A 22,563-nucleotide genomic window follows, 5' to 3' on the forward strand; every position below is an offset into this window, starting at 1 on the left:
GCTATTGACCGCCATCCGCTGCCGGCGCGGCGGCCGGCGCAGGCAAGGTAGGCACAGGACTGGTCAGCACATCGAGGATGGCGGCGGTTTCCGCATCGGGCGTGCCGTCGTACAGCGCCGGGCGGTATTTGGTCTGGAATACCGAGATGACGTTGCGCGTGGCCTGATCCAGTTCGCCGGTCTGCGGCACGGCGTAGCCATGGTCGGCCAGCTTGCGCTGGAACCAGGCCACTTCCGGCAACTGCTGCTGGAAGCCGGGCAGGCGCGCCGCCACGCGGCTGGCTTCCGGCCACGGAATCAGGCCGGCATCGGCCAGCTGCTTCCACGGGAACAGCGGTCCCGGGTCCTGCTTGCGCTGCGGCGCGATATCGTTGTGGCCGAGGATATTCCCCGGCGCGATGTTGTGGCGCTGGACGATGTCCTTCAACAGCAAAATCAGCTGATCGATCTGTGACTGCTTGAACGGTGCGTACACGCGGCCCTCCGGCGTCTCCTTGAAGCCCGGATTGACAATCTCGATGCCGATCGAGGCGGAATTGAGCTGGTTGTAGATCTTCCAGCTGCTGTAGCCCGCGTGGTTGGCCTGGCGCGATTCATCCACCAGCGTGTAGAAGAACGGCGGCTCGGTGTCGGTCAGCAGATAGTGCGCGCTGACGTCGGCGGTGGTCAGCGTCTTGATCGAACGCGGCGTGTCGCTCACCGTGTAGTGCACGATGATGTACTTGATACGGTCGCTCTGCGCGCGCGCTGTCAGCGTGTGGTCCAGCCGAGGTCCGGGCGGCGGTACCGTGGCGCAACCGGCGACCAGCGCAGTCAGGGCAAGCAGGGGAACTGTCTTCATGGCGTCTCTCGGCTATCGATTCAATCAGGGGAGTGTAGAGCAATCCGCGCCGCAGCGTGGTGCGCCAGCGTGTGACGCTGCGTCAGCGACAAGGTAGCTGGCAGCGCGGCGCGCATGCTTTGCGCGATCAGCGGATGCAGCTGCGCCGCCCGTCCGCCCAGCGTGATCGGACGCGCGCCGTAGCGGCCCACCAGCGCCAGCGCAATGCGCGCCAGTTCGCGGCCGGCGTTTTCCAGAATCGTCCGCGCCACCGGATCGGCATCCGCGCTGGCGGCAACGGCCAGCGCCAGGCTGCCGATGGCGCCGCGATCCTGGCCGTAGATGAACCGGCGCGACAAGGTCCAGTCGCTGCCGCCGATTTGGCCGAACACCGCGCGCGCCATGGCCGACTGCTGCCACACGCCCGGCTGCTCGTCCTCCAGCCGCCAGATATGCCGCATGGCCTCGCGCGCGATCCAGAATCCGCCGCCGCCGTCATCCAGCGTCACGCCGCGTCCACCGGCGCGGTGGAACTGGCCATCAACATCGATCCATGCGGCGATGGAACCGGTGCCGGCGTACACCAGATAGCCCTCGCCCGGCGCAAAGCTGTCCAGATACGCGATCTCCACGTCATTGCGCATGCTGATGGCGGCCGGCGCGATCTGCAGCGCCTCCGCCAGCAAGTGCGTTACCTGCGTGCTGGCGCCGTCAAAGCCGGTCAGGCCGGCGCACGCGCGCAGCGGCTGGCCAGCGGCCCGCACCTGCGTCGCCAGCATGGCGAAGATGCCGCGCACCGCATCGCGGCCGGCGGTGCTGTTCATCTGCGTGGCCGACATGCCGCCGACACTGCCCTCGGCCACAATCACCCCCGCCTTATCGGCCATGGCCCAACGGGTTTGCGTGCCACCGGCATCGATGCCCAGACCGAGATCGCTCATCATCAGCTCCGTGTATAGACCTGTACCCGTTCGCTTTCATTGCCCAGGCGGTCGACCGCACTGACCACCACCGACTGCGCCGCCGCACCCGCCGCGTCATCGGCCAGCAGCAGCACCGGACGCGATGCCGGCGCCACCGCAAAGCGCCACTCATTGCCGTAGCGCGACCAGATCGCATAATGCGCCACCGGCCTGCCGAAGCCGGCGGACAGCTTGAGCGCCACGCCGTTGCTGTCACGCCGCGCAGCCGCTTGCGGCGCAGCCGGCGCATCGCTGCCCAGCCACGGCGTGGGCGGCGTCAGTGCGGCAGTTTGATACGCCTGCGTTCTCAGTTGATCGCTGATGCCCTTGCGGTTTTCCATCAGCGCCGCAATCGAGAAGTGCAGGTGGCCGCGCACGCCGCTGCGAGTGCGCGTGACGCCGATCTGCTTGACGATTTCGTCCGGCGCGAACGCCTTGGCGCTGTTGTCGATGCGGCTGGTGTACAGGCCAGGCCACACATGGCGCGCGTGCGTGTTCTGCGCCAGCCAGTAGTCGAGCAGCACGTCGAACGCCTGCGGCGCCTGCGCCACCGGCCAATACAGCTGCGGCGCCAGGTAATCGAGCCAGCCGTTGGCCAGCCACAGTTCCGCATCCGCATACAGCTTGTCGTACTGGCTGAAGCCGACGATGCCGGCCGGACGGCGATCCGGGCGGCCGATGCCGAAGGGGCTGATGCCGAAGCGCACCCACGATTTCTCCTTGTGGATGCCAAGGTACATCGCTTCGATCAGCGAGTTGACGTTCTGGCGGCGCCAGTGCGCGCGGTCCAGCGTGCCGCCCGACAGCAGGTAACGCTGCCATGACAGCTGGTCCGGGAATTCCAGTTCCTGTTTGCCGCCGCCGCTGGCGCTGGCGTCCAGCGCCACGCCTTCCGGCCCGGCCGCATTCGGCGTATCGATCGGATACGGATAGAAGTAATCGTCGATATGCACGCCGTCGATATCGTAGCGGCGCACCACGTCCAGCACGACGTTCAGCGTGTGCTGCGAGGCGGCCGCTTCGCCCGGGTCCATCCACAGATAGCGGCCGTATGGCTTGATCACTTCGGGCAGCCTGCGGCCGATATGGTTGGCGGCCAGCGGCGACTTGGCGGTGGCGTGACGCGCGCGGTAGGGATTGAACCACGCGTGCAGTTCCAGCCCGCGCGCGTGCGCCTGCTCAATCCAGAATTGCAGCGGATCCCACGGCTGCGCCGGCGCGCGGCCCTGCTGGCCGGTGAGGAATTCCGACCACGGCTCCAGCTCGGACGGATAAATCGCGTCGGCGCTCGGCCGCACCTGCAGCACGATGGCGTTCAGATTCAGCGCCCGCGCGCGGTCCAGAATGGCAAGGGCTTCGGCCTGCTGCTTGGCCATGTTCAGATTGCTGCGGCTGGGCCAGTCGATATTGGCGACAGTGGACACCCAGGCGGCGCGGAATTCACGCGGCGCCGCCGGCGGCATATTGGGATCGAAGGCCAACGCCGGGCTCGGCGCCGGCAACGATCCGGCCGGGGCCGCAACTGCGGGGCGGGCAGGCGTCGTCACGCCAGCTTCTGGCACGGGCGCAGTCGGCGTACTGGAACATCCATCAAGCAGCGCCGCCAGACCAGCCGCCACGCCAGCCGACAAAGTCAGCCGCTTCTTCGCATTAAAAACCAAAACCACTCTCCGCATCAGTTGAGACCGTATTGTAATGGCTATTGCCGGCCAAACTCGGCCGGTATGCGCACCCGTGCGGCCAGCACAAACGCCGGCAACGTCGATATACAGGCCCAGATGAAGAACTGTTGATAACCCAGTTGTTGCTGAATCCAGCCGCTGACCATGCCCGGCAACATCATGCCGAGGGCCATGAAACCGGTGCATAGCGCATAGTGGGCGGTTTTATGCTCGCCATCGGCCACCAGCACCATGTACAGCATGAAAGCGGCAAAGCCGAAACCGTAGCCGAATTGCTCCACCGCCAGGCACAGCGACACCAGCGCCAGATTATCCGGCAGGGCCGTGGCCAGATAGACAAACACCAGGTCCGGCACGTGCATGACAACCACCATCGGCATCAGCGCGCGCTTGAGGCCGAAGCGCGACACCACCACGCCGCCGGCCAGCCCGCCCAGCACCAGCGCGCACACGCCGATCGTGCCGTAGACCAGGCCGAAATCCGAGGTGCTGAGGCCGAGACCGCCCCTGGCGCGCGGATCGAGCAGGAATGGCGCGGCCATCTTCAGCAGCTGCGCCTCGCCCAGGCGGTACAGCAGCAGGAAGCCGAGCGTGACGCCGATCTCCTGTTTCTGGAAAAAGCTGCGGAACGTATGAACAAAGTCCTGCCATAGCGCGCCGCCGGCCGTGTGGCGGTGGTCGTCGCCCGGACGCGGCAGCATCAACTGGTGATAGCCGCACAAGGCCAGGAACAGTACCGCCATCAGCGCAAACACCACCGACCACGCATGCACCGGATCGCCGGTGGCCTTCATCAGCTGGCCGGCAAGATAGACCAGACCGCCTTGCCCGCTGATCATCGCCAGCTTATAGAACGCGCTGCGCACGCCAACAAAAGCAGCCTGCTGACGCTGGGTCGGCAAGCCCAGCATATAAAAACCGTCGGAAGCGATATCGTGCGTGGCGGACGAGAACGCCATCAGCCAGAAGATCACCAGCGTCCAGCGGAAAAAGTCTGGCGCGTGCAAGGTCAGCGCCACCGCCGCCAGCCCGGCGCCGCCGACCAGCTGCATCAGCACCGTCCAGCGGCGCTTGGTGCCGAACATCTCCACAATCGGCGACCACAGCGGCTTGACCACCCACGGCAAGTACAGCCAGGCCGTATAAAACGCCAGATCGGCGTTCGAGATGCCGAGGTTTTTGTACATCACCGTCGACAGCAGCATCACGGCGACGTACGGCACGCCTTGGCTGAAGGACACGCTGGGCACCCAGGCCCAGGGATTTGCGTTGCGACTGGTTATTTTCATCGCAGGTACGATACGGTTACCTTCCACAGAACGCAACCAAATCATGTACCTGCTGACGTATTTGCTGATCCTGTTGTCCTACCCGCTGCTGTTTCTGATGATCACACCGTTCATCCTGGGTCCTGTGACGATCTACCTCGGCTTCCGCGCCTGGCGCAACAAGCTGCGCAGCCAACCCGGCGTCAGCGGCCTTGGCAAACTCTGGGCGGCCAACGCCATGCTGATCGCCACCGCCTCGATGATTTTCCAGATTTACATCATCAACACCCAGTATCGCGCCTAGTCCGCTGATTTTTAGTCTAGGGCAGTGCGGAGGTTGCCGTCGGTGGCGTCCAGCAGGGCTTGCGCCTGGTCGGCGGGGAGGTGCTTCAGCAGGACGACGATGGCGGTTTTGACGTGGAAGTGGCTTTGTTCCAGCGCTGCGCGCGCGGCGGCTTCGGTGGCGCCGGTGGCGTGCATGGTCAGGTGGATGGCGCGCTCGACCAGCTTGACGTTGGTCGGATGCAGGTCGACCATCAGGTTGCCGTAAACTTTATGCAGCCGCACCATCAGCGCGCTCGATAGCGTGTTCAGCAGGATCTTTTGCGCCGTGCCGGCTTTGAGCCGGGTGCTGCCGGAGATGACTTCCGGGCCGGTGTCCAGGCAAATACCGATGTCGGCGCCGCTCAGCAGCGGCGTGCCGGGATTGTTGGCGATGCCGACCGTGAGCGCTCCCACCATGCGCGCCGCCTGCAACGCGCCGAGCACGTACGGCGTGGTGCCGGACGCGGCCACCAGCAAAATCACATCGTTGTAGTTGGGATAGAGCAGGCGCAGGTCGGACGCGCCCTTGTTGCGGTCATCTTCCGCCCCTTCCACAGCCTGGAACATCGCACCCAGGCCGCCGGCCAGCAATGCCACCGCCCGATCCGGCGGCCAGGAAAAGGTCGGCGACAGCTCGACGCTGTCCAGAATCCCCAGCCGCCCCGAGGTGCCGGCGCCGACATACACCAGCCGGCCGCCGGCCGCCACGCGCGGCGTCATCGCCGTCACCGCCGCGCAGATGCTGGCCGAGGCCGCCTTCACGGCCTGCGCCGCCAGCGCCTGGTCGTCGACCAATGCATCGACCAGGGCCTCCACCGGGTAGAGGTCCAACTGGGGATGCTGCGTACTCGGCGTCTCGGTCTTGAGCATGGGGTTTAAGTAGCGCGGCGCATCTCCGCGACGAAATCGTAGTGGTCGCTATGGCAATACGAATGGGTCAGTTCCATCGCCTCGCCGGTTTCCAGATAGGCTATCCGGGTGATGTACAGCAGCGCCTGGCCTTCGGGCACGCCGAGCTGCGCCGCCAGATCGGCCGACGCATTCATCGCGCGGATGTGCTGCAACGCCCGCGCCGGCGATTTGTTAATGCTGTCCAGATACTGGTACAGCGAGTTGCCGACCGCGTTCGGGTCGTTCAGCACCGTTTGCGGCAACACCGACACCTCGTACGCCATGACCACGTCATCGGCCAGCCGCAACCGCTCCAGCCGCGCCACCTTGGAATACGGCGACAGCCCCAGGCTCAGCTGTTCTTCCGGCGTCGGCGCCACGATGGCGCGCTTGAGCCAGCGCGAACCGGGAATGTGGCCGCGCTGCTGCAACTGTTCCGAAAAACTGGTGAGGTTGGACAGCGGCTGCTCGATGCGCGGCGCAATATAATTGCCAGAACCGCGGCGACGCACTACCAGTCCCTGGTCCACCAACTGGTCGATGGCCTTGCGCGCGGTGACCCGCGAAACGTTTAACAGTTCCGACAAAGTGCGTTCCGACGGTAGCGCCTGATCCACCTGGTAGCGGCCATTGAGCACATCGTCGCTCAATTTACGGGCAATTTGCATGTACAACGGCGAACTGTCGTTGGCATCCGCCTTGAATTCAAAACTGGTCTGGCTCATTCAATTCTCCTCACTCCGCTAGTGTAATAGCGATGCGGAAAACGGTGTGCGTCGCGTGCGGTGTGAAGCAACAATATTTCTACAACTAGCGTAACGCCGGACCCGGCGGATTGCGCCTATTTGGCGGATAATGCGGGGTTTGCACCACCAGCCCAGACTGTTTCCGACCATGTCCAAGAAGTCCACCGCGCCTGCCGGCTGCCCCTGCGGCGGCCCGTCGCTCGCCACCTGCTGCGGCCCGTACATCGCCGGGACCGCCATCGCGCCCAGCGCCGAGGCCCTGATGCGCTCGCGCTATACCGCCTACGGCCAACGCAACGAGCCCTACCTGCTGGCCACCTGGCACGCCAGCACCCGTCCAACCGAGCCCATCATGAGCGACGAGGAAAAGGTGCAATGGCTGGGACTTGAGGTAAAATCTGCTTTACGTTTACGTCAACGTAAAGCAGATGAAGCCGACCTGACCCAGGATACGGTGGAATTCGTCGCCCGGTTCAAGATCAATGGCCGGGCCCAGCGCCTGCACGAGATCAGCAACTTTGTACGCGAACCGGCAGAAGGAGGAGACCTGCGCTGGTTTTACGTTGACGGTAGTTTTCCAGAATAGACAGACAAAGGAAAAGCCATGCCGCACATCGAAAGCAAGCTCAACCCTCGTAGCGAGGATTTCAAGGCCAACGCCGCCGCCATGCAGGCCGTCGTCGACGATTTGCGCGACAAGGTCGCCAAAATCGCCCTCGGCGGCGGCGAAGCGGCCTCGGCCAAGCACGTCGCCCGTGGCAAGCTGCTGCCGCGCGACCGCGTGCAGATGCTGCTCGATCCCGGCACGCCTTTCCTCGAACTGTCGCAGATGGCGGCTTACGCCATGTATGACGATGCCGCGCCGTCGGCCGGCATCATCACCGGCATCGGCCGCGTGGCCGGCCAGGAATGCGTGATCGTCTGTAACGACGCCACCGTCAAGGGCGGCACCTACTACCCGATGACGGTCAAGAAGCACCTGCGCGCACAGGAAATCGCCGACCAGAACAACCTGCCGTGCATCTACCTGGTGGACTCCGGCGGCGCCAATCTGCCGAACCAGGACGATGTCTTCCCGGACCGCGACCACTTCGGCCGCATCTTCTACAACCAGGCCAACCTGTCGGCCAAGGGCATCCCGCAGATCGCGGTGGTGATGGGTTCCTGCACCGCCGGCGGCGCCTATGTGCCGGCGATGAGCGACGAATCCATCATCGTCAAGGAACAGGGCACCATCTTCCTCGGCGGCCCGCCGCTGGTGAAGGCCGCCACCGGCGAAGTGGTGACGGCGGAAGACCTGGGCGGCGGCGACGTGCACACGCGCTTGTCCGGCGTGGCCGACCACCTGGCGCAGAACGATTTGCACGCGCTGTCGCTGGCGCGCACCATCGTCTCCAATCTGAACCGCACCAAGCCGCAGCAGGGCGCGTTGCGCGAGGCCGTGGAACCGGCGTACCCCGCCTCCGAACTGTATGGCGTGATCCCGGTCGATACCCGCAAGCCGTTCGACGTGCGCGAAGTGATCGCCCGCATCGTCGACGGTAGCGAATTCGATGAATTCAAGGCGCGCTACGGCACCACGCTGGTGTGCGGCTTCGCCCACATCTTCGGCATGAAGGTCGGCATCATCGCCAACAACGGCATCCTGTTCTCGGAATCGGCGCTGAAAGGCGCGCACTTCATCGAACTGTGCGCACAGCGCAAGATCCCGCTGGTATTCCTGCAAAATATCACCGGCTTCATGGTCGGCCGCAAGTACGAAAACGAAGGCATCGCCCGCAACGGCGCCAAGATGGTGACGGCGGTGGCGACGGCCGCAGTGCCCAAGTTTACCGTCATCATCGGCGGCAGCTTCGGCGCCGGCAATTACGGCATGTGCGGCCGCGCCTTCTCGCCGCGCTTCATGTGGATGTGGCCTAACGCGCGCATTTCGGTGATGGGCGGCGACCAGGCGGCGTCCGTGCTGGCCACCGTGAAGCGCGACGGCATCGAAGGCAAGGGCGGCGCGTGGTCGGCGGAAGAGGAAGCTGCCTTCAAGCAGCCGATCAAGGAACAATACGAACATCAGGGCCACCCGTACTACGCCACCGCGCGCCTGTGGGACGATGGCGTGATCGATCCCGCCGATACGCGCATGGTGCTGGGCCTCGGCCTGTCCGCCGCGATGAACGCGGAAATTGAAGACACCAAATTCGGTGTCTTCCGGATGTGACCATGATGACATTGCCTGAACAGGTAGTGGCGGTTCCCGCCAACATCGGCGGCGCGCAGATCACGCTGCAAACCACCATCTACAAGCCGCCGGGAGCGGGGCCTTTCCCGGTGCTGTTCATGAATCACGGCAAAGACGGCGGCGACGCGCACCTTCAGAAGCGCGCCACCTTCCCGGTCATCAGCCAGGAATTCGTCAAGCGCGGCTACGCAGTAGTGATCCCGATGCGCATGGGCTTTGCGGGATCGGGCGGCACTTACATCAACTCGCATTGCGAAGCCAAGGACAACGGCGAGCAGCAAGCCAACTCGCTGTTCTTCGCCATGCAGTATGTGATGAAGCAGCCATGGGCGGATCAGGACCACGTGATCCTTGCCGGCCAGTCGCACGGCGGCCTGACGGCGATGGCCGCCGGCAGCCATGAGATCCACGGCGTGCGCGGCATCATCAACTTTGCCGGTGGCGTCAACAGCCGTTCGCACTGCGACTGGCAAGCCGCATTGGTGGACGCCTTCAGGCAATGGGGCGCGACCACCAAGGTGCCGAGCATCTGGTTCTACGGCGCCAACGACAAACACTTCGGCCCGCAGCTGGCGTCCGAGATGTACCAGGCCTATACCGGCGCCGGCGGCAAGGCGCAGCTGGTGGCGTATGGTCCGTTCAAAAAAGACGCGCACGGCATGAGCGCCAGCCCGGACGGCGTATCGATCTGGTGGCCGGACACGGAGCGCTTCCTGAAATCCGTCGGCATGCCGACCGAAGTCAAAACCAAGGAATGAGCATGGCCTTTGAAACCCTGACCATCACGCGCGAAGACCGCATCGCCACGGTAACGCTAAACCGTCCGAACGTGCGCAATGCCTTCAACGAAACCACCATCGCCGAAATTAAGCAGGCCTTCAGCGAACTCGGTGAAGATGACGCGCTGCGCGCCATCGTGCTGGCTGCGAACGGCCCAGCCTTCTGCGCCGGCGCGGACCTGAACTGGATGAAGAAAATGGCGGGCTACACGCACGCCGAAAACCACGCGGATGCGCTGCAGCTGGCGGAAATGCTGCGCACCATTTATCTGTGTCCGAAACCGGTGGTGGCCAAGGTGCAGGGCGACTGCTATGCCGGCGGCATGGGCCTGGTGGCCGCATGTGACATCATCGTCGCGGTGGAAGAAGCGAATTTCTGCCTGAGCGAAGTGAAATTGGGCCTGATTCCGGCGACGATTTCGCCATATGTGATCAAGGCCATGGGCGAGAATGCCGCGCGCCGCTACTTCCTGACCGCCGAACGTTTCGGCGCGCGGGAAGCGCTGCGCATCGGCTTCGCCCACGAAGTAGTGAGTACGGAGACGCTCGACGCCAAGGTGACGGAGATCGTCAAGGCGTTGGTCAACAACAGCCCGAACGCCGTGCAGCAAGCCAAAGTGCTGGTGCGCGACGTGGTTGGGCAACCCGTCAACGATGCGCTGCTGGCCGATACCGCCGAGCGCATCGCGCAAATCCGCGCCTCCGACCAGGGGCGCGAAGGCGTGGCGTCGTTTCTGGAGAAGCGCAAGCCCGCCTGGTTGAATTAATGGAGCAGTTTTGGACTTGAATAAACAAAGCGACTGGGTAGCACGCAGCTTGCGCAGCGTATGGCATCCGTGCACCCAGATGCAGCATCACGAAACCATTCCCTTGATCCCGGTCAGCCGCGGCAAGGGCGCGTGGCTGTACGACCATGAAGGCCGCCGCTACCTGGACGCGATCAGCTCCTGGTGGGTGAACCTGTTCGGTCACGCCAACCCGCGCATCAACGCCGCGCTGAAAGACCAGCTGGACACGCTGGAACACGCCATGCTGGCCGGCTTCACGCACGAACCGGTGATCGAGCTGTCGGAAAAACTGTCGGCGCTGACCGGCCATGTGCTGGGCCACAGCTTCTACGCCAGCGATGGCGCCTCCGCCGTGGAAATCGCGCTCAAGATGAGCTTCCACTCGTGGCGCAACAATGGCCACGCGGACAAGCAGGAATTCGTCTGCCTCAAGGGCAGCTACCACGGCGAGACCATCGGCGCGCTGGCCGTCACCGACGTCGCACTGTTCAAGGACGCCTACGGCCCGCTGCTGCGCGCGTCGCAAACCGTGATGTCGCCGGATGCGCGCCAGGCCGCCGACGGTGAAACGGCGCAGGACGTCGCCCGCCGCGCCGCCGCCGATGTCGAACGCCTGTTCACCGAACGCGCCGACAAGATCGCCGCCATCATCATCGAACCGCTGGTGCAATGCGCCACCGGCATGGCGATGCACGATCCACTCTACCTGCAACTGGTGCGCGCGCTGTGCGACCGGCACAACGTCCACCTGATCCTCGACGAAATCGCCGTCGGCTGCGGCCGCACCGGCACCTTCTTCGCCTGCGAACAGGCGAATGTGTGGCCGGACTTCCTGTGCCTGTCGAAAGGCATCAGCGGCGGCTACCTGCCGTTGTCGCTGGTGATGACGCGTGACGAAATCTACCAGGCCTTCTACAGCAACGACGTCACGCGCGGCTTCCTGCACTCGCACTCGTACACCGGCAACCCCCTGGCCTGCCGCGCCGCACTGGCGACGCTGCAAATCTTCGAGGAAGACGATGTACTGAACACCAACAAGATCAAGGCCGCACGCCTGACCGCCGCGCTGCAACCGCTGGCGCAGCACGAACAGGTGCGCAACTTCCGCCAGCGCGGCATGATCTGGGCCTTTGACGCCATCGACGCGCCAAAAGACTTCTCGCGCCGCTTCTTCGCCAGCGCCACCGAGCACGAACTGCTGATGCGTCCCATCGGCGCCACCGTCTACATGATGCCGCCGTATATCCTCAGCGACGAGGAAATCGACGGCCTGGCCGCCAACACGCTGGCCGTATTCAACCAGGTCATGGCGGGCTGACGATGGAACTGCTGAATCAACTCAAGCAGCAGCTGCAAGGGCTGGACGACCAGCAGCTGTTCCGCAAGCGCCGCACGGTCAACTCGCCGTGCGGCCCGCGGGTGCTCGTGGAAGGCCGTGAACTGCTGGCCTTCTGCAGCAACGACTACCTTGGCCTGGCCAACCACCGCAAGATCAAGCTCGCGCTGCAGGAAGGCGCGGCGATTTATGGCGTCGGCAGCGGCGCCTCGCACCTGATCAGCGGCCATATCCGCGCCCACGCCATGCTGGAAGAACGTCTGGCGCAATTCGTAGGCGACCATCTGGAAGCACCGCGCGCCATCAGCTTCTGCACCGGCTATATGGCCAACCTGGCCGTCATCACCGGCCTGACCGCTGGCGACAAGCAAGCAGAAATCTTCTCGGAAGAACTGAATCACGCCTCGCTGATCGATGGCGCCCGGCTGTCCCGCGCCAAGACCCACGTCTACCCGCACGCCGACCTGGCGGCGCTGGAAGCGCTGCTCAAGGCCAGCAAGGCCGCTACCAAGGTCGTCGTGACGGACAGTGTCTTCAGCATGGACGGCAATCTGGCACCGCTTCCGCAGATACTGGCCCTGTGCGAACAGCACGGCGCCTGGCTGGTGGTGGACGACGCCCACGGCTTCGGCGCGCTGGGTGCGCAAGGCCACGGCGTGCTGGAACATTTCAACCTGCGATCGCCGTACCTGGTGTACATGGGCACTCTCGGCAAGGCGGCCGGCGTCGGTGGCGCCTTCGTCGCCGCGCATGAAACGGTGATTGAAACGCTGATCCAGAAAGCCCGCCCCTACATTTTCACCACCGCCACGCCGCCGGCGCTGGCGCATGCGCTGCTGACCAGCCTCGATCTACTGGAAGGTGACGAAGGCATCACACGGCGCGCCAACCTGCAGGCATTGGTGGCACAATTGGACGATGGCCTGCGCCTGGAGCGCTGGCAGCGCCTGCCCTCGAAGACTGCGATCCAGCCTATCCTGATCGGCGATAATGCTGAAACCATGCGCGCCGGCGCCGCCCTGTACGAGCAGGGACTGTGGGTGGGGGCGATCCGTCCGCCGACCGTGGCGCCGGGCACCGCGCGCTTGCGTGTCACCCTCTCGGCCGGGCATACCCGCCAGGAAGTGGCAACCTTAATCACCGCGCTTAATGCATTGGCATTGGAAAGGACCTGAGATGAGCTTGGACGATCCCGTGTTGGCAGTCGCTCCAAAAACGCAACCGGCAGCGGCGGCCAGCGGCCTGCCGCCGCGCTTTAACTGCTTCGTCACCGGCACCGATACGGAAATCGGCAAGACGCTGATTTCCTCCGCCATGCTGCACGCGCTGGTGCAAGCCGGCGTGCGCGCCTGCGGCATGAAGCCGGTGGCGGCCGGCACGGAACTGGGTGCGGACGGCAAATGGCATAACGACGATTGCGACCAGCTGGCCGCCGCCGGCAATGTCCATCTGCCGCAGTCGATCACCACGCCCTTCCTGCTGAAGGAACCGGCCGCGCCGCATATCGCCGCCGCGCTGGAAGGCGTCACCATTTCGCCGGTACCGATCCTGGCGGCCTACGTGGAAATCAACGCCGCCTCGGATGCGGTGGTGGTGGAAGGCGTGGGTGGCTTCATCGTGCCGCTGAACGACGAATTCGACACCGCCGATCTGGCCGAGCAGCTGGAACTGCCGGTGGTGCTGGTGGTGGGCCTGCGCCTCGGCTGCATCAGCCACGCGCTGCTGACGGTGGAAGCCATCCTGTCGCGCGGCCTGAAGCTGGCCGGCTGGGTAGCCAATGAAACCCAGTCCGACATGGCCTTCGCCGACGAAAACGTGACCGCACTGGCGCAGCGCATTCCGGCGCCGCTACTGGGCCGCGTGCCACGCCTGGACCAGCCGACCGCCGAAGCGGCCGCCGGCCATATCGATTTTACGCAGCTGCCGCACTGGCCGCTGCAAACTGCAATTTGAACGAAGAAGGAAAACCGATGTCTGAAACTACCCTCCAGGAACCGAAAGTCGTTTCCCTGCACCGCCCGACGGCGCCGATCGTGCCTGCCGCCACCACCTGGCCGCGCGAAGAAGTACTGGCGCTGTATGAGCTGCCGTTCAATGAACTGATGTTCCGCGCGCAGCAAACGCAGCGCGCCAACTTCCCGGACGGCGACGTCGAACTGGCCACGCTGCTGTCGATCAAAACCGGCGGCTGCGAAGAAGACTGCGGCTACTGCCCGCAGGCGGCGCGCTATGACACCGGCGTTGAAGCCAAGAAGATCCTCGACATCGACACCGTGCTCGATGCCGCCCAACAGGCCAAGGATAACGGCGCCACCCGCTTCTGCATGGGCGCCGCCTGGCGCAGCCCGAAAGACCGCGACATGGACAAGGTCGAAGAGATGGTGCGCTCGGTGAAAGCCCTGGGCCTGGAAACCTGCGCCACGCTGGGCATGCTGGAAGAACACCAGGCGCAGCGCCTGAAGGACGCCGGCCTCGATTACTACAACCACAATCTGGACACCGCGCCTGAGTTCTACGACAACGTGATCTCCACCCGCGAATACCAGGACCGCCTGGACACGCTGGGCCACGTGCGCGAAGCGGGCCTGAAGGTCTGCTGCGGCGGCATCGTCGGCATGGGCGAATCGCGCGACCAGCGCGCCGGCCTGATCGCCCAGCTGGCAAACCTGAATCCATATCCGGAATCGGTGCCGATCAACCACCTGGTGCAAGTGGAAGGTACGCCGCTGTTCGGCCAGGACAAACTGGACCCGCTGGAATTCGTCCGCACCATCGCCGTGGCGCGCATCACGATGCCGAAGGCGCGCGTGCGTCTGTCGGCCGGCCGCCGCGAACTGGGCGAAGCCGTGCAGGCGATGTGCTTCATGGCCGGCGCCAATTCGATCTTCTACGGTGACAAGCTGCTGACCACCGATAACCCGGAAGCCAACGACGACCGCGCGCTGCTGGAAAAACTGGGCCTGAAAACCCGCGGCGCCGTACTGGATTCGGTACAAAAAGAGAGCTGCGGCTGCTAAAAGCAAGCCTCACTCAGCATCACCATAAAAAAACTTCCAGCGAATTTACAAAATAAGCTGCAAAGAGAGAGACGATGTTTACAAAAATTCTGATCGCCAATCGTGGTGAAATTGCCTGCCGTGTGGCCGCTACCGCGCGCCGCATGGGCATCCGGACCGTGGCCGTCTATTCGGAAGCGGACGCCAACGCCAAGCACGTCGCCGTCTGCGACGAAGCGGTGCCGATCGGTCCTGCCGCCGCCAAGGAAAGCTATCTGCGCGGCGACAAGATCATCGCCGCCGCCAAGGCCACCGGCGCGCAAGCCATCCATCCCGGCTACGGCTTCCTGTCCGAGAACGCCGAGTTTGCGGACGCCTGCGCCGAAGCAGGCCTGGTATTCATTGGCCCGCCGGCATCGGCGATGCGCGCGATGGGCTCCAAGTCTGCCGCCAAGCAGCTGATGGAAAAGGCCAAGGTGCCGCTGGTACCGGGCTATCACGGCGAGCAGCAGGATGCAGACTTCCTGCATGCGCAGGCCGACGACATCGGCTACCCGGTGCTGCTGAAGGCCTCGGCCGGCGGCGGCGGCAAGGGCATGCGCGTGGTGGAAAACTCGGCGCAGTTCAAGGATGCGCTGGCGTCCTGCAAGCGCGAGGCGATCAGTTCTTTTGGTGACGACAAGGTGCTGGCGGAGAAATACCTCCAGCGCCCGCGTCATATTGAAATCCAGGTATTTGCCGATACGCTCGGCAATTGCATTTATTTGTTCGAGCGCGATTGCTCGGTGCAGCGCCGTCACCAGAAAGTGCTGGAAGAAGCGCCGGCGCCCGGCATGCCGGCCGAACGCCGCGCAGCGATGGGCGAAGCGGCGGTGGCTGCGGCGCGTGCCGTGGGCTACGTCGGCGCTGGCACGGTGGAATTCATCGCCAACCAGGACGGCAGCTTCTACTTCATGGAGATGAACACCCGCCTGCAAGTTGAACATCCGGTGACCGAGATGATTACCGGGACCGATCTGGTGGAGTGGCAGCTGCGCGTCGCCGCCGGCGAGCCGCTGCCGAAGCAGCAGCATGAATTGGTCATCAACGGCCACGCCATCGAAGCGCGCATCTACGCCGAAAATCCGGAGAAGGGCTTCCTGCCGTCGATCGGCACGCTGCGCCATCTCGGCACGCCGGACGCCGTCTCGTTCGAGCTTGGCGGCGTGACTTCAGCACCTGCCGCAGTGCGCATCGATTCCGGTGTGCGCGAAGGCGACGCCATCTCGCCATTCTACGACCCGATGATCGCCAAACTGATCGTCTGGGGCGCGGACCGCAAGCAGGCGCTGGCCCGCATGGCGCAAGCGCTGGCGCAATACCAGATCGTCGGCCTGGCCAGCAATATCGCCTTCCTCAAGCGCTTGGTGGAAGGCCAGGCCTTCTCCAGCGCCGATCTGGATACCGGCCTGATTGAACGCAATCACGACACGCTGTTCCCGGCCGCGCAACCGGCGCCGGACAGCGCTCTCACACTGGCGGCGCAAGCCCTGCTCGACGCCGAACAAGCGCACAGCACCGAGCCATGGGCCCAGGCCAATGGCTGGCGCATGAACCAGACTTACATCCGCAAACTGTCATTCGCCGACGAGCATGCGAACTATGACATCAACGTCACCTACGGACCTGATGGCCGGCAGTTCAGTACCGGCGGCCAGGCCGCGCGCGGCGCCGTGCTGCGCGAGGGCGATACCTTCCACGTCTTCAGCAACGGCGCGCATTACCAGCTGACGTGGAACGACCCGATGGCGCATGCCGGCGAAGCCGAAGCAGAAGGCGGCCGCCTCACCGCACCGATGCCCGGCAAAGTGGTTGCCGTCCTCGCCGTCAAGGGACAGGAAGTGAAAAAAGGCGCGGCCCTGGTCATCATGGAAGCCATGAAAATGGAGCACACCATCGCCGCACCGCACGATGGCGTGGTTGACGATATCCTCTACAACATCGGCGACCAGGTCTCGGACGGCGCACCGCTGCTGGCCTTCAAGGCGGCATAAAGGAGAACCACCATGCGCATCCTGCTACACCGTGCCGACGGCAAGACCGAACCGTGGATCAAGGACTTCGCCAAATACCTGCCGGACGCGGAAATCGAGATCTGGCACGCCGGTGAAAAATGCCAGGCCTGCGACTACGCCGTGGTGTGGTCGCCGCCGGAAGCGATGCTGGCCGAACTGGCCACCGTCAAAGCCATCTTCGTCACCGGCGCCGGCGTCGACGCGCTGCTGAAGTTCGGCGACGCGCTGCCGCGCCACATTCCCATCATCCGCCTGGAAGATGCCGGCATGGCGATCCAGATGGCCGAATACGTTACGCACGCCGCGCTGCGCTACTTCCGCCGTTTCGACGAATACGAAACCCAGGCGCGCGCCGGCCAGTGGGCGCCGCTGCCGCAGCACCGCAAGGAAGACTTCTCCATCGGCGTGCTGGGCATGGGCGTGCTGGGTGCGCGCGTGCTGGAGGCGCTGGCGCCGTTCGGCTTCCCGCTACGCGGCTGGAGTCGCACTGAAAAGAGTGTGCCCGGTGTGCAGACTTTCCATGGCGCCGACGGCCTGGACACCTTCCTGCGCGGCACCCGCGTGCTGGTCTGCATGCTGCCGCTGACGCCGGAGACCAGCAACATCATGGACCGCACCAACATGAGCAAGCTGCCGCAAGGCGCGTACCTCATCAACGTCGCACGCGGCGCGCACATCGCGGAGCCGGACCTGATCACGCTGATCAAGTCCGGCCATATCGCCGCCGCCACGCTGGACGTGTTCCGCAACGAGCCTTTGCCGGCGCAGCACCCGTTCTGGCAGGAGCCGCGCATCACCATCACGCCGCACATCTCCGCGCTGACCTTGCGCCGCGAAAGCGTGCAGCAGATCGCCGACAACATCCGCAAGACCGAAGCCGGCCAGCCAGTCGCCGGCGTGGTCGACCGCACACTGGGGTATTGAAATGAGCAGCTTACCGAAGCAAGTCAAAATCGTTGAAGTCGGCCCGCGTGACGGCCTGCAAAACGAAAAGGAAAACGTCCCGGCCGAGATCAAGATCGAGCTGGTGAACCTTCTCACCAGCGCCGGCTTCCAGAACATCGAAGCGGCGGCCTTCGTATCGCCGAAATGGGTGCCGCAGATGGCCACCAGCGCCGAAGTGATGGCCGCCATCACGCGCAAACCGGGCGTGATCTATTCCGCGCTGACGCCGAATATGCAGGGCTTTGAAGCGGCGCTGGCCGCGCGCGCGGACGAAGTGGTGATCTTCGGTTCGGCGTCGGAAGCCTTCTCGCAAAAGAACATCAACTGCTCCATCGCCGAATCGATTGCGCGCTTTGAGGGCGTGGCCAAGGCGGCGAAAGAGCAGGGCATCCGCCTGCGCGGCAGCATCAGCTGCGCCTTCGGCTGTCCGTACCAGGGCGACGTGCCGCTCGATGCGGTGGCCGACGTGGTGGGCCGCATGCGCGACCTGGGCTGCGACGAAATCGACATCGCCGACACCATCGGCGTCGCCACGCCGCGCAAGACGCAGGCTGTGATGGAACGCGCCATCGGTCAATTCCGCGTGGATGGCTTGTCGGGCCACTTCCACGATACTTATGGACAGGCGCTGGCCAATATCTACGCCAGCCTGGAGCTGGGCATCGCGATCTACCACTCGTCGGTGTCGGGCCTGGGCGGCTGCCCGTATGCCAAGGGTGCGACCGGCAACGTCGCCACCGAAGATGTGCTGTACATGATGCAGGGGCTGGGCATCGACACCGGCATCGACCTCGATATCGTGGTGGACGCCGGCCAGTTCATCTCGCAATTCCTCAACCGCAAAGGCGCCAGCCGCGCCGGCAACGCCATCGCCGCCAAGCGCGCAAGCTAATTACATCTGCCGGAACTGGCGCGTGTAGGCGTCGCTGACGCCCAGTTTGTCGGTGCGGCCCTTGAGGCGGATTTCCATTGACGTGCCATCGCGCTCGATGCGGTCGATCGCTTCCAGGTTGACGATGGCGCCACGGTGGATTTGCGTGAACTGCGCCGGGTCCAGCTGCTCGATCAGGCTTTTCAACGGCAGGCGTATCAGCGCCTCGCCGTCCGATGTCACCACGCGCGTGTATTTGCCATCCGACTGGAAGAACTGCACATCGCGCACCATCACCAGCCGCACCGTGTTGCCGGCCGACGCCTTGATCCATTTGAGACGCTGCACCGGCGCCGGCGCCAGCTGCTGCCACACGCCGGCCGGCACCGGCGCCGTGCTGCGCGTCTTCAGCCGCTTCACCGTTTGCAGCAGCCGCGCCGCCGTCACCGGCTTGACGATGTAGTCGACCGCGCCGGCTTCAAACGCCTGCACCGCATGTTCGGCATAGGCGGTGACGAACACGATCTGCGCATGCTCGCCCACATGCCGCGCCACTTCAATGCCGGTCAGGCCGGGGATCTGAATGTCCAGGAACACCACGTCCGGCTTCAGCGCTTCCAATAGCGACACCGCCTCGACGCCATTTTCCGCATGGCCGCCGATGCTCAGCTCCGGCCATAGCGTCGCCAGCTGGTCGCGCAGTTCGGCCATCAGCAACGGTTCGTCTTCCACTATCAGTGCTACCGGCATGCTTACTCCTTGATGATCAGCGTGGCCCGCACGCCGCCTTGTTCCGACGCCGCCACCGACAGCGAAGCGCGCTCGCCATACAGCAGCTGCAAGCGTTCGTGGATGTTGGCAAGGCCAAATCCCTGGCCCATCTGCTCGGTCAGGCCGACGCCATCATCGCATACCTGCACCCGCAGTTCGCTGCCGCGCAGTGTGGCGCTGATGACGATTTCGCCCGGCCGGCTGGCGCGTTCCAGCCCGTGCTTGACGGCGTTTTCCACCAGCGAGATCAGCATCGCCGGCGGCAGGGTGCGGGACAGTGCGGCATCGTCAGCATCGATGCGGAAACGCAGCCGCTGGCCCATGCGGATCTGCATGATGGACAGGTAGTTGCGCGCCAGCGCCAGCTCGCGTTCCAGCGTCGACGACGCCGAGCGCATATCCGGCAGCGCATTTTGCAAATAACCGACCAGGTGATCCAACATCTGCTGGGCGGTGTCGGCGTCGGTGCGGATCAGGTATTTGAGGTTGGCCAGGGTGTTGAACAGGAAGTGTGGTTCGACCTGCGCCTGCAACGCCGTCAGCCGCGCTTGCAGCGCCGTGCGCTCCAGTTCCTGTTCGCGCTTGATGGCGCGCAGTGCGCGATCGCGTTGGGCCAGCTGATCCTGTAAGTGTGCGGAGATGGTTTGCACGGCGTGCAGTGCTTCGCCACGCTGCACGCAGAAGAAATTGATGCCGAAGCGGCGGCGAATACGTACCTCGACCGGCTGGCCTGGTTCGCCGGCCACCGTCACTTCGGTGCTGCGGCCCAGCCACAATGGACGCCATGGCCCCAGCACGACCTTGCCGATGAACGGCGAATGGCGAAACACGGCCGGCCCGTGATAGCCCAGCGCCATTCCCAGCGCCAGGCCGGACAGCGTTTCGGCGCACAGGTCGTAGGTGCTGAGCGGATCGAGCGGCGACAGCAGCATGCGGTGGGGACGCGAACTGAACATCTCGGCAGTCAGCGGCGTGCCGGCTTCGGTCAGTTCGTTCAGGTAGCGGCGCACGGTGCTGATCACGCCCACCGACGGGATCAAGGCCGGCCACAGGATGGCCATCACCAGGCCCCAGTTCCAGCCCGGGTGCATGCCGGCGTGCGCGGCCAGCGAGGACAGCAGCGTCACCAGCAGCACGATGAAGAGGCCGACCAGGATACCGATGCCGGCCCACAAGCGCAGCAGCGATTGCCAATAGTAGCGGCGCACCAGCTTGCGATCGTGCTCGAAGGAGGGTCTGAGGTAAGAGGGTATGGTATTCATGAGTCCCATTCTACCGGCGGCGTGGCGGCAAAACGGCGCGTGCGACGAAGGGGCCAAAAGCGGGAACGAATAGGAAAAAACCCTGTCTGACGTTGCCGTCAAACAGGGTTTTTAGATTCTGGTCGGAGTACAAGGATTCGAACCTTGGACCCCCTGGTCCCAAACCAGGTGCGCTACCGGGCTGCGCTACACTCCGAAGAAGCAAGATAATACAGCCTGGCAGGAAGGTCGTCAAGTCCCTACCAAAATTGATGCTATGATCGAAAAATCATGCGTGCCACTTTTTCATTCGATCAGCCCAGCTTGCGCCGCCGTCCCGGCCTGGTGGCCGGCATTGGCGTGTCGCTGGCGCTGCATTTGGTGCTGCTGTTCGGCTACCGCGTGTCCCATCCACCGGCGCGTGAACAGCCGCAGCGGAGCATGACGGTATGGCTGCAACCGCTCAAGCCGCCGCAGATGGTCGCCAAAATCGAACCGCCGCCTCAACCAAAGCGCGACAAGCCGGATGTGGCCAAGGCCACGCCGCGCGTGCGCAATGCGCCGACCGCCTCCACGACGCCGCAAGCTGCTGAGCCTCAGCCGGCCGTCGCCGCGCAGACGCAGGTTCAGCCAGCCGAGTCGCAAGCCATCACGCTGCCGCCCGCGCCCGATCCGCTGCATCCTGAGCAGCAGCCAAAACAGTTTGATATGAACGCGGCGCTGAAAACCGCCCGCAAAGTGGCCAACGAAAAAGATCCGGCCCGCGCCGGCTTACCGGTGGCCCAGCTGGACGACCATCCGCTGTATCCGGAAAACCATGAGACGCAGCTGCAAAAAGGCGTGGCCAGCGCCAAGAAGGGTGATTGTCTGCAAAAAGGCGCCGGCCTTGGCTTGCTGGCCCCGCTGGTCTGGGCCTTCGACAAGAAGTGCAAGTTCTAGTCGTCGTTCTTTAATTGCAGCGCGCGGTCGTACAGCGCATTTTTCTTGCGGCCGGTAATTTGCGCGGCCAGCCCGGCTGCCTGTTTAACGGGCAGTTCCGCCAGCAGGATTTGCAGGATGCGGTCGGCATCGGCGTCGTTTTCGTCATCCGCCGGCGGCGCGCCTTCCAGCAGCACCACGAATTCCCCCTTTTCCCGATGCCCATCGGCCTTGATCCAGGCTTCCGCCTCGGACAGCGGGCAGCGGTGGATTTCTTCAAACATCTTGGTCAGCTCGCGCGCGAACACCACCTGGCGGGTCGGCTCAAATACCGAGGCCAGCGCGCTGGCGCAGTCCAGGATCCGGTGCGGCGCCTCATAAAACACCATGGTCGCCGTCACCGCCCGCAGCGTGCCGAGGAAATTCTCGCGCTGCTTGGCCTTGGCCGGCAGAAAACCGACAAAGTAAAACTGGTCATTCACCAGTCCGCTGGCCGACAAGGCCGTCACCGCAGCCGACGCGCCCGGCAGCGGCAGCACCCGCAAACCCGCCGCCCGCACCGCATCGACGATGCGCGCGCCCGGATCGGACACGGCCGGCGTACCGGCGTCCGACACCAGCGCGATGCGCTCGCCGGCCTGCAAACGGGCGATCAGCACCTCGGCCGCCTCGCGCTCGTTATGCTGATGCGCGGCAATCAACGGCTTGTGCAGGCCGAAGCGGCCCATCAGCTGGGCGGTGTTGCGCGTGTCCTCGCATGCCACAGCATTGACCAGGCTCAAAACGTGCAGTGCGCGCAGGCTAATATCCGTCACATTTCCTATGGGGGTCGCCACAACGTACAAGGTTGCGCTAGGATAGGTCTGGTGCGCCATTTCGCCCATGACGGGCAGGTTGGCGATGGAACTGGATACGAGGTCGCTCATTGGGGGTAGGTA

Annotated in this window: 22 protein-coding genes and 1 tRNA gene; 13 read left to right on the forward strand and 10 right to left on the reverse strand. The window is 64.4% G+C overall.

The genetic code is table 11. From position 1 onward, the window contains the following. Position 1 precedes the first annotated feature (1 nt). The 4 genes from HH213_RS10555 to HH213_RS10570 are packed head-to-tail and all read right to left on the reverse strand — an operon-like array spanning position 2 to position 4,753. Positions 2–841: an N-acetylmuramoyl-L-alanine amidase gene (locus HH213_RS10555; RefSeq protein ID WP_169112216.1), complete on the reverse strand. Its 840-nt coding sequence runs from the start codon at positions 839–841 to the stop codon at positions 2–4. 20 nt (positions 842–861) lie between these two features. After that, entirely contained in the window at positions 862–1,761 is a 900-nt protein-coding gene (locus HH213_RS10560; RefSeq protein ID WP_169115096.1) for an N-acetylglucosamine kinase, read from the reverse strand. Between the two features lie 2 nt (positions 1,762–1,763). Next, positions 1,764–3,449, reverse strand: a complete 1,686-nt coding sequence (locus HH213_RS10565; RefSeq protein WP_169112217.1) for a glycoside hydrolase family 10-like protein — start codon at positions 3,447–3,449, stop codon at positions 1,764–1,766. Positions 3,450–3,481: 32 nt separating this feature from the next. Beyond that, positions 3,482–4,753 carry an MFS transporter gene (locus tag HH213_RS10570; RefSeq protein WP_169112218.1) on the reverse strand — a complete coding sequence of 424 codons (1,272 nt, stop codon included), beginning with the start codon at positions 4,751–4,753 and terminating at the stop codon, positions 3,482–3,484. Positions 4,754–4,796: 43 nt separating this feature from the next. Here HH213_RS10570 and HH213_RS10575 point away from each other — a divergent pair, with 43 nt between their 5' ends. Then, complete coding sequence (locus HH213_RS10575) at positions 4,797–5,036, forward strand: hypothetical protein (protein ID WP_169112219.1); 240 nt, start codon at positions 4,797–4,799, stop codon at positions 5,034–5,036. Between the two features lie 11 nt (positions 5,037–5,047). Here the strand turns inward: HH213_RS10575 and HH213_RS10580 are convergent, their stop codons facing one another. Further along, complete coding sequence (locus HH213_RS10580) at positions 5,048–5,926, reverse strand: N-acetylmuramic acid 6-phosphate etherase (protein WP_169112220.1); 879 nt, start codon at positions 5,924–5,926, stop codon at positions 5,048–5,050. A gap of 5 nt (positions 5,927–5,931) precedes the next feature. Continuing rightward, entirely contained in the window at positions 5,932–6,672 is a 741-nt protein-coding gene (locus tag HH213_RS10585) for a GntR family transcriptional regulator (RefSeq protein ID WP_110845935.1), read from the reverse strand. Positions 6,673–6,841: 169 nt separating this feature from the next. Between HH213_RS10585 and HH213_RS10590 the strand changes: the two genes are divergently transcribed. The 11 genes from HH213_RS10590 (at position 6,842) to HH213_RS10640 (ending at position 18,716) form a co-directional block, all read left to right on the forward strand. Then, entirely contained in the window at positions 6,842–7,279 is a 438-nt protein-coding gene (locus tag HH213_RS10590; protein WP_169112221.1) for a YchJ family protein, read from the forward strand. 18 nt (positions 7,280–7,297) lie between these two features. Further along, positions 7,298–8,905 carry a carboxyl transferase domain-containing protein gene (locus HH213_RS10595; protein WP_169112222.1) on the forward strand — a complete coding sequence of 536 codons (1,608 nt, stop codon included), beginning with the start codon at positions 7,298–7,300 and terminating at the stop codon, positions 8,903–8,905. Between the two features lie 2 nt (positions 8,906–8,907). After that, positions 8,908–9,684, forward strand: coding sequence for a dienelactone hydrolase family protein (locus HH213_RS10600; RefSeq protein ID WP_169112223.1), 777 nt, complete (start codon positions 8,908–8,910; stop codon positions 9,682–9,684). Positions 9,685–9,686: 2 nt separating this feature from the next. Continuing rightward, positions 9,687–10,472, forward strand: a complete 786-nt coding sequence (locus tag HH213_RS10605; RefSeq protein WP_169112224.1) for an enoyl-CoA hydratase/isomerase family protein — start codon at positions 9,687–9,689, stop codon at positions 10,470–10,472. A 10-nt stretch (positions 10,473–10,482) separates the two neighbouring features. Beyond that, on the forward strand, positions 10,483–11,811 hold the full coding sequence (gene bioA, locus HH213_RS10610; protein WP_169112225.1) for an adenosylmethionine--8-amino-7-oxononanoate transaminase: 1,329 nt from the start codon (positions 10,483–10,485) through the stop codon (positions 11,809–11,811). A gap of 2 nt (positions 11,812–11,813) precedes the next feature. Then, positions 11,814–13,004: an 8-amino-7-oxononanoate synthase gene (gene bioF, locus HH213_RS10615; RefSeq protein ID WP_169112226.1), complete on the forward strand. Its 1,191-nt coding sequence runs from the start codon at positions 11,814–11,816 to the stop codon at positions 13,002–13,004. 1 nt (position 13,005) lies between these two features. After that, on the forward strand, positions 13,006–13,782 hold the full coding sequence (gene bioD / locus HH213_RS10620) for a dethiobiotin synthase (RefSeq protein WP_169112227.1): 777 nt from the start codon (positions 13,006–13,008) through the stop codon (positions 13,780–13,782). A 17-nt stretch (positions 13,783–13,799) separates the two neighbouring features. Beyond that, on the forward strand, positions 13,800–14,846 hold the full coding sequence (bioB, locus tag HH213_RS10625) for a biotin synthase BioB (protein WP_161043113.1): 1,047 nt from the start codon (positions 13,800–13,802) through the stop codon (positions 14,844–14,846). 74 nt (positions 14,847–14,920) lie between these two features. Next, positions 14,921–16,858 (forward strand): acetyl/propionyl/methylcrotonyl-CoA carboxylase subunit alpha, encoded by a 1,938-nt coding sequence (locus HH213_RS10630; RefSeq protein WP_169112228.1) that lies wholly within the window; start codon positions 14,921–14,923, stop codon positions 16,856–16,858. A 12-nt stretch (positions 16,859–16,870) separates the two neighbouring features. Continuing rightward, entirely contained in the window at positions 16,871–17,803 is a 933-nt protein-coding gene (locus HH213_RS10635) for a 2-hydroxyacid dehydrogenase (RefSeq protein WP_110845945.1), read from the forward strand. Between the two features lies 1 nt (position 17,804). Further along, complete coding sequence (locus HH213_RS10640) at positions 17,805–18,716, forward strand: hydroxymethylglutaryl-CoA lyase (protein ID WP_169112229.1); 912 nt, start codon at positions 17,805–17,807, stop codon at positions 18,714–18,716. Here the strand turns inward: HH213_RS10640 and HH213_RS10645 are convergent, their stop codons facing one another. From HH213_RS10645 to HH213_RS10655, 3 genes are all read right to left on the reverse strand, one after another. Next, positions 18,717–19,445: a LytR/AlgR family response regulator transcription factor gene (locus tag HH213_RS10645; protein ID WP_169112230.1), complete on the reverse strand. Its 729-nt coding sequence runs from the start codon at positions 19,443–19,445 to the stop codon at positions 18,717–18,719. Between the two features lie 2 nt (positions 19,446–19,447). Further along, on the reverse strand, positions 19,448–20,728 hold the full coding sequence (locus HH213_RS10650; protein ID WP_169112231.1) for a sensor histidine kinase: 1,281 nt from the start codon (positions 20,726–20,728) through the stop codon (positions 19,448–19,450). 119 nt (positions 20,729–20,847) lie between these two features. Further along, a tRNA-Pro gene (locus HH213_RS10655) sits at positions 20,848–20,924 on the reverse strand. Between the two features lie 74 nt (positions 20,925–20,998). Between HH213_RS10655 and HH213_RS10660 the strand changes: the two genes are divergently transcribed. Beyond that, positions 20,999–21,646 carry a hypothetical protein gene (locus tag HH213_RS10660; protein WP_169112232.1) on the forward strand — a complete coding sequence of 216 codons (648 nt, stop codon included), beginning with the start codon at positions 20,999–21,001 and terminating at the stop codon, positions 21,644–21,646. Here the strand turns inward: HH213_RS10660 and rsmI are convergent. Continuing rightward, entirely contained in the window at positions 21,643–22,551 is a 909-nt protein-coding gene (gene rsmI / locus HH213_RS10665; RefSeq protein ID WP_161055096.1) for a 16S rRNA (cytidine(1402)-2'-O)-methyltransferase, read from the reverse strand. The genes HH213_RS10660 and rsmI overlap by 4 nt on opposite strands. Positions 22,552–22,563: the final 12 nt, after the last annotated feature.

It is taken from the genome of Duganella dendranthematis (assembly GCF_012849375.1).
Taxonomy (GTDB): domain Bacteria; phylum Pseudomonadota; class Gammaproteobacteria; order Burkholderiales; family Burkholderiaceae_D; genus Rugamonas; species Rugamonas dendranthematis.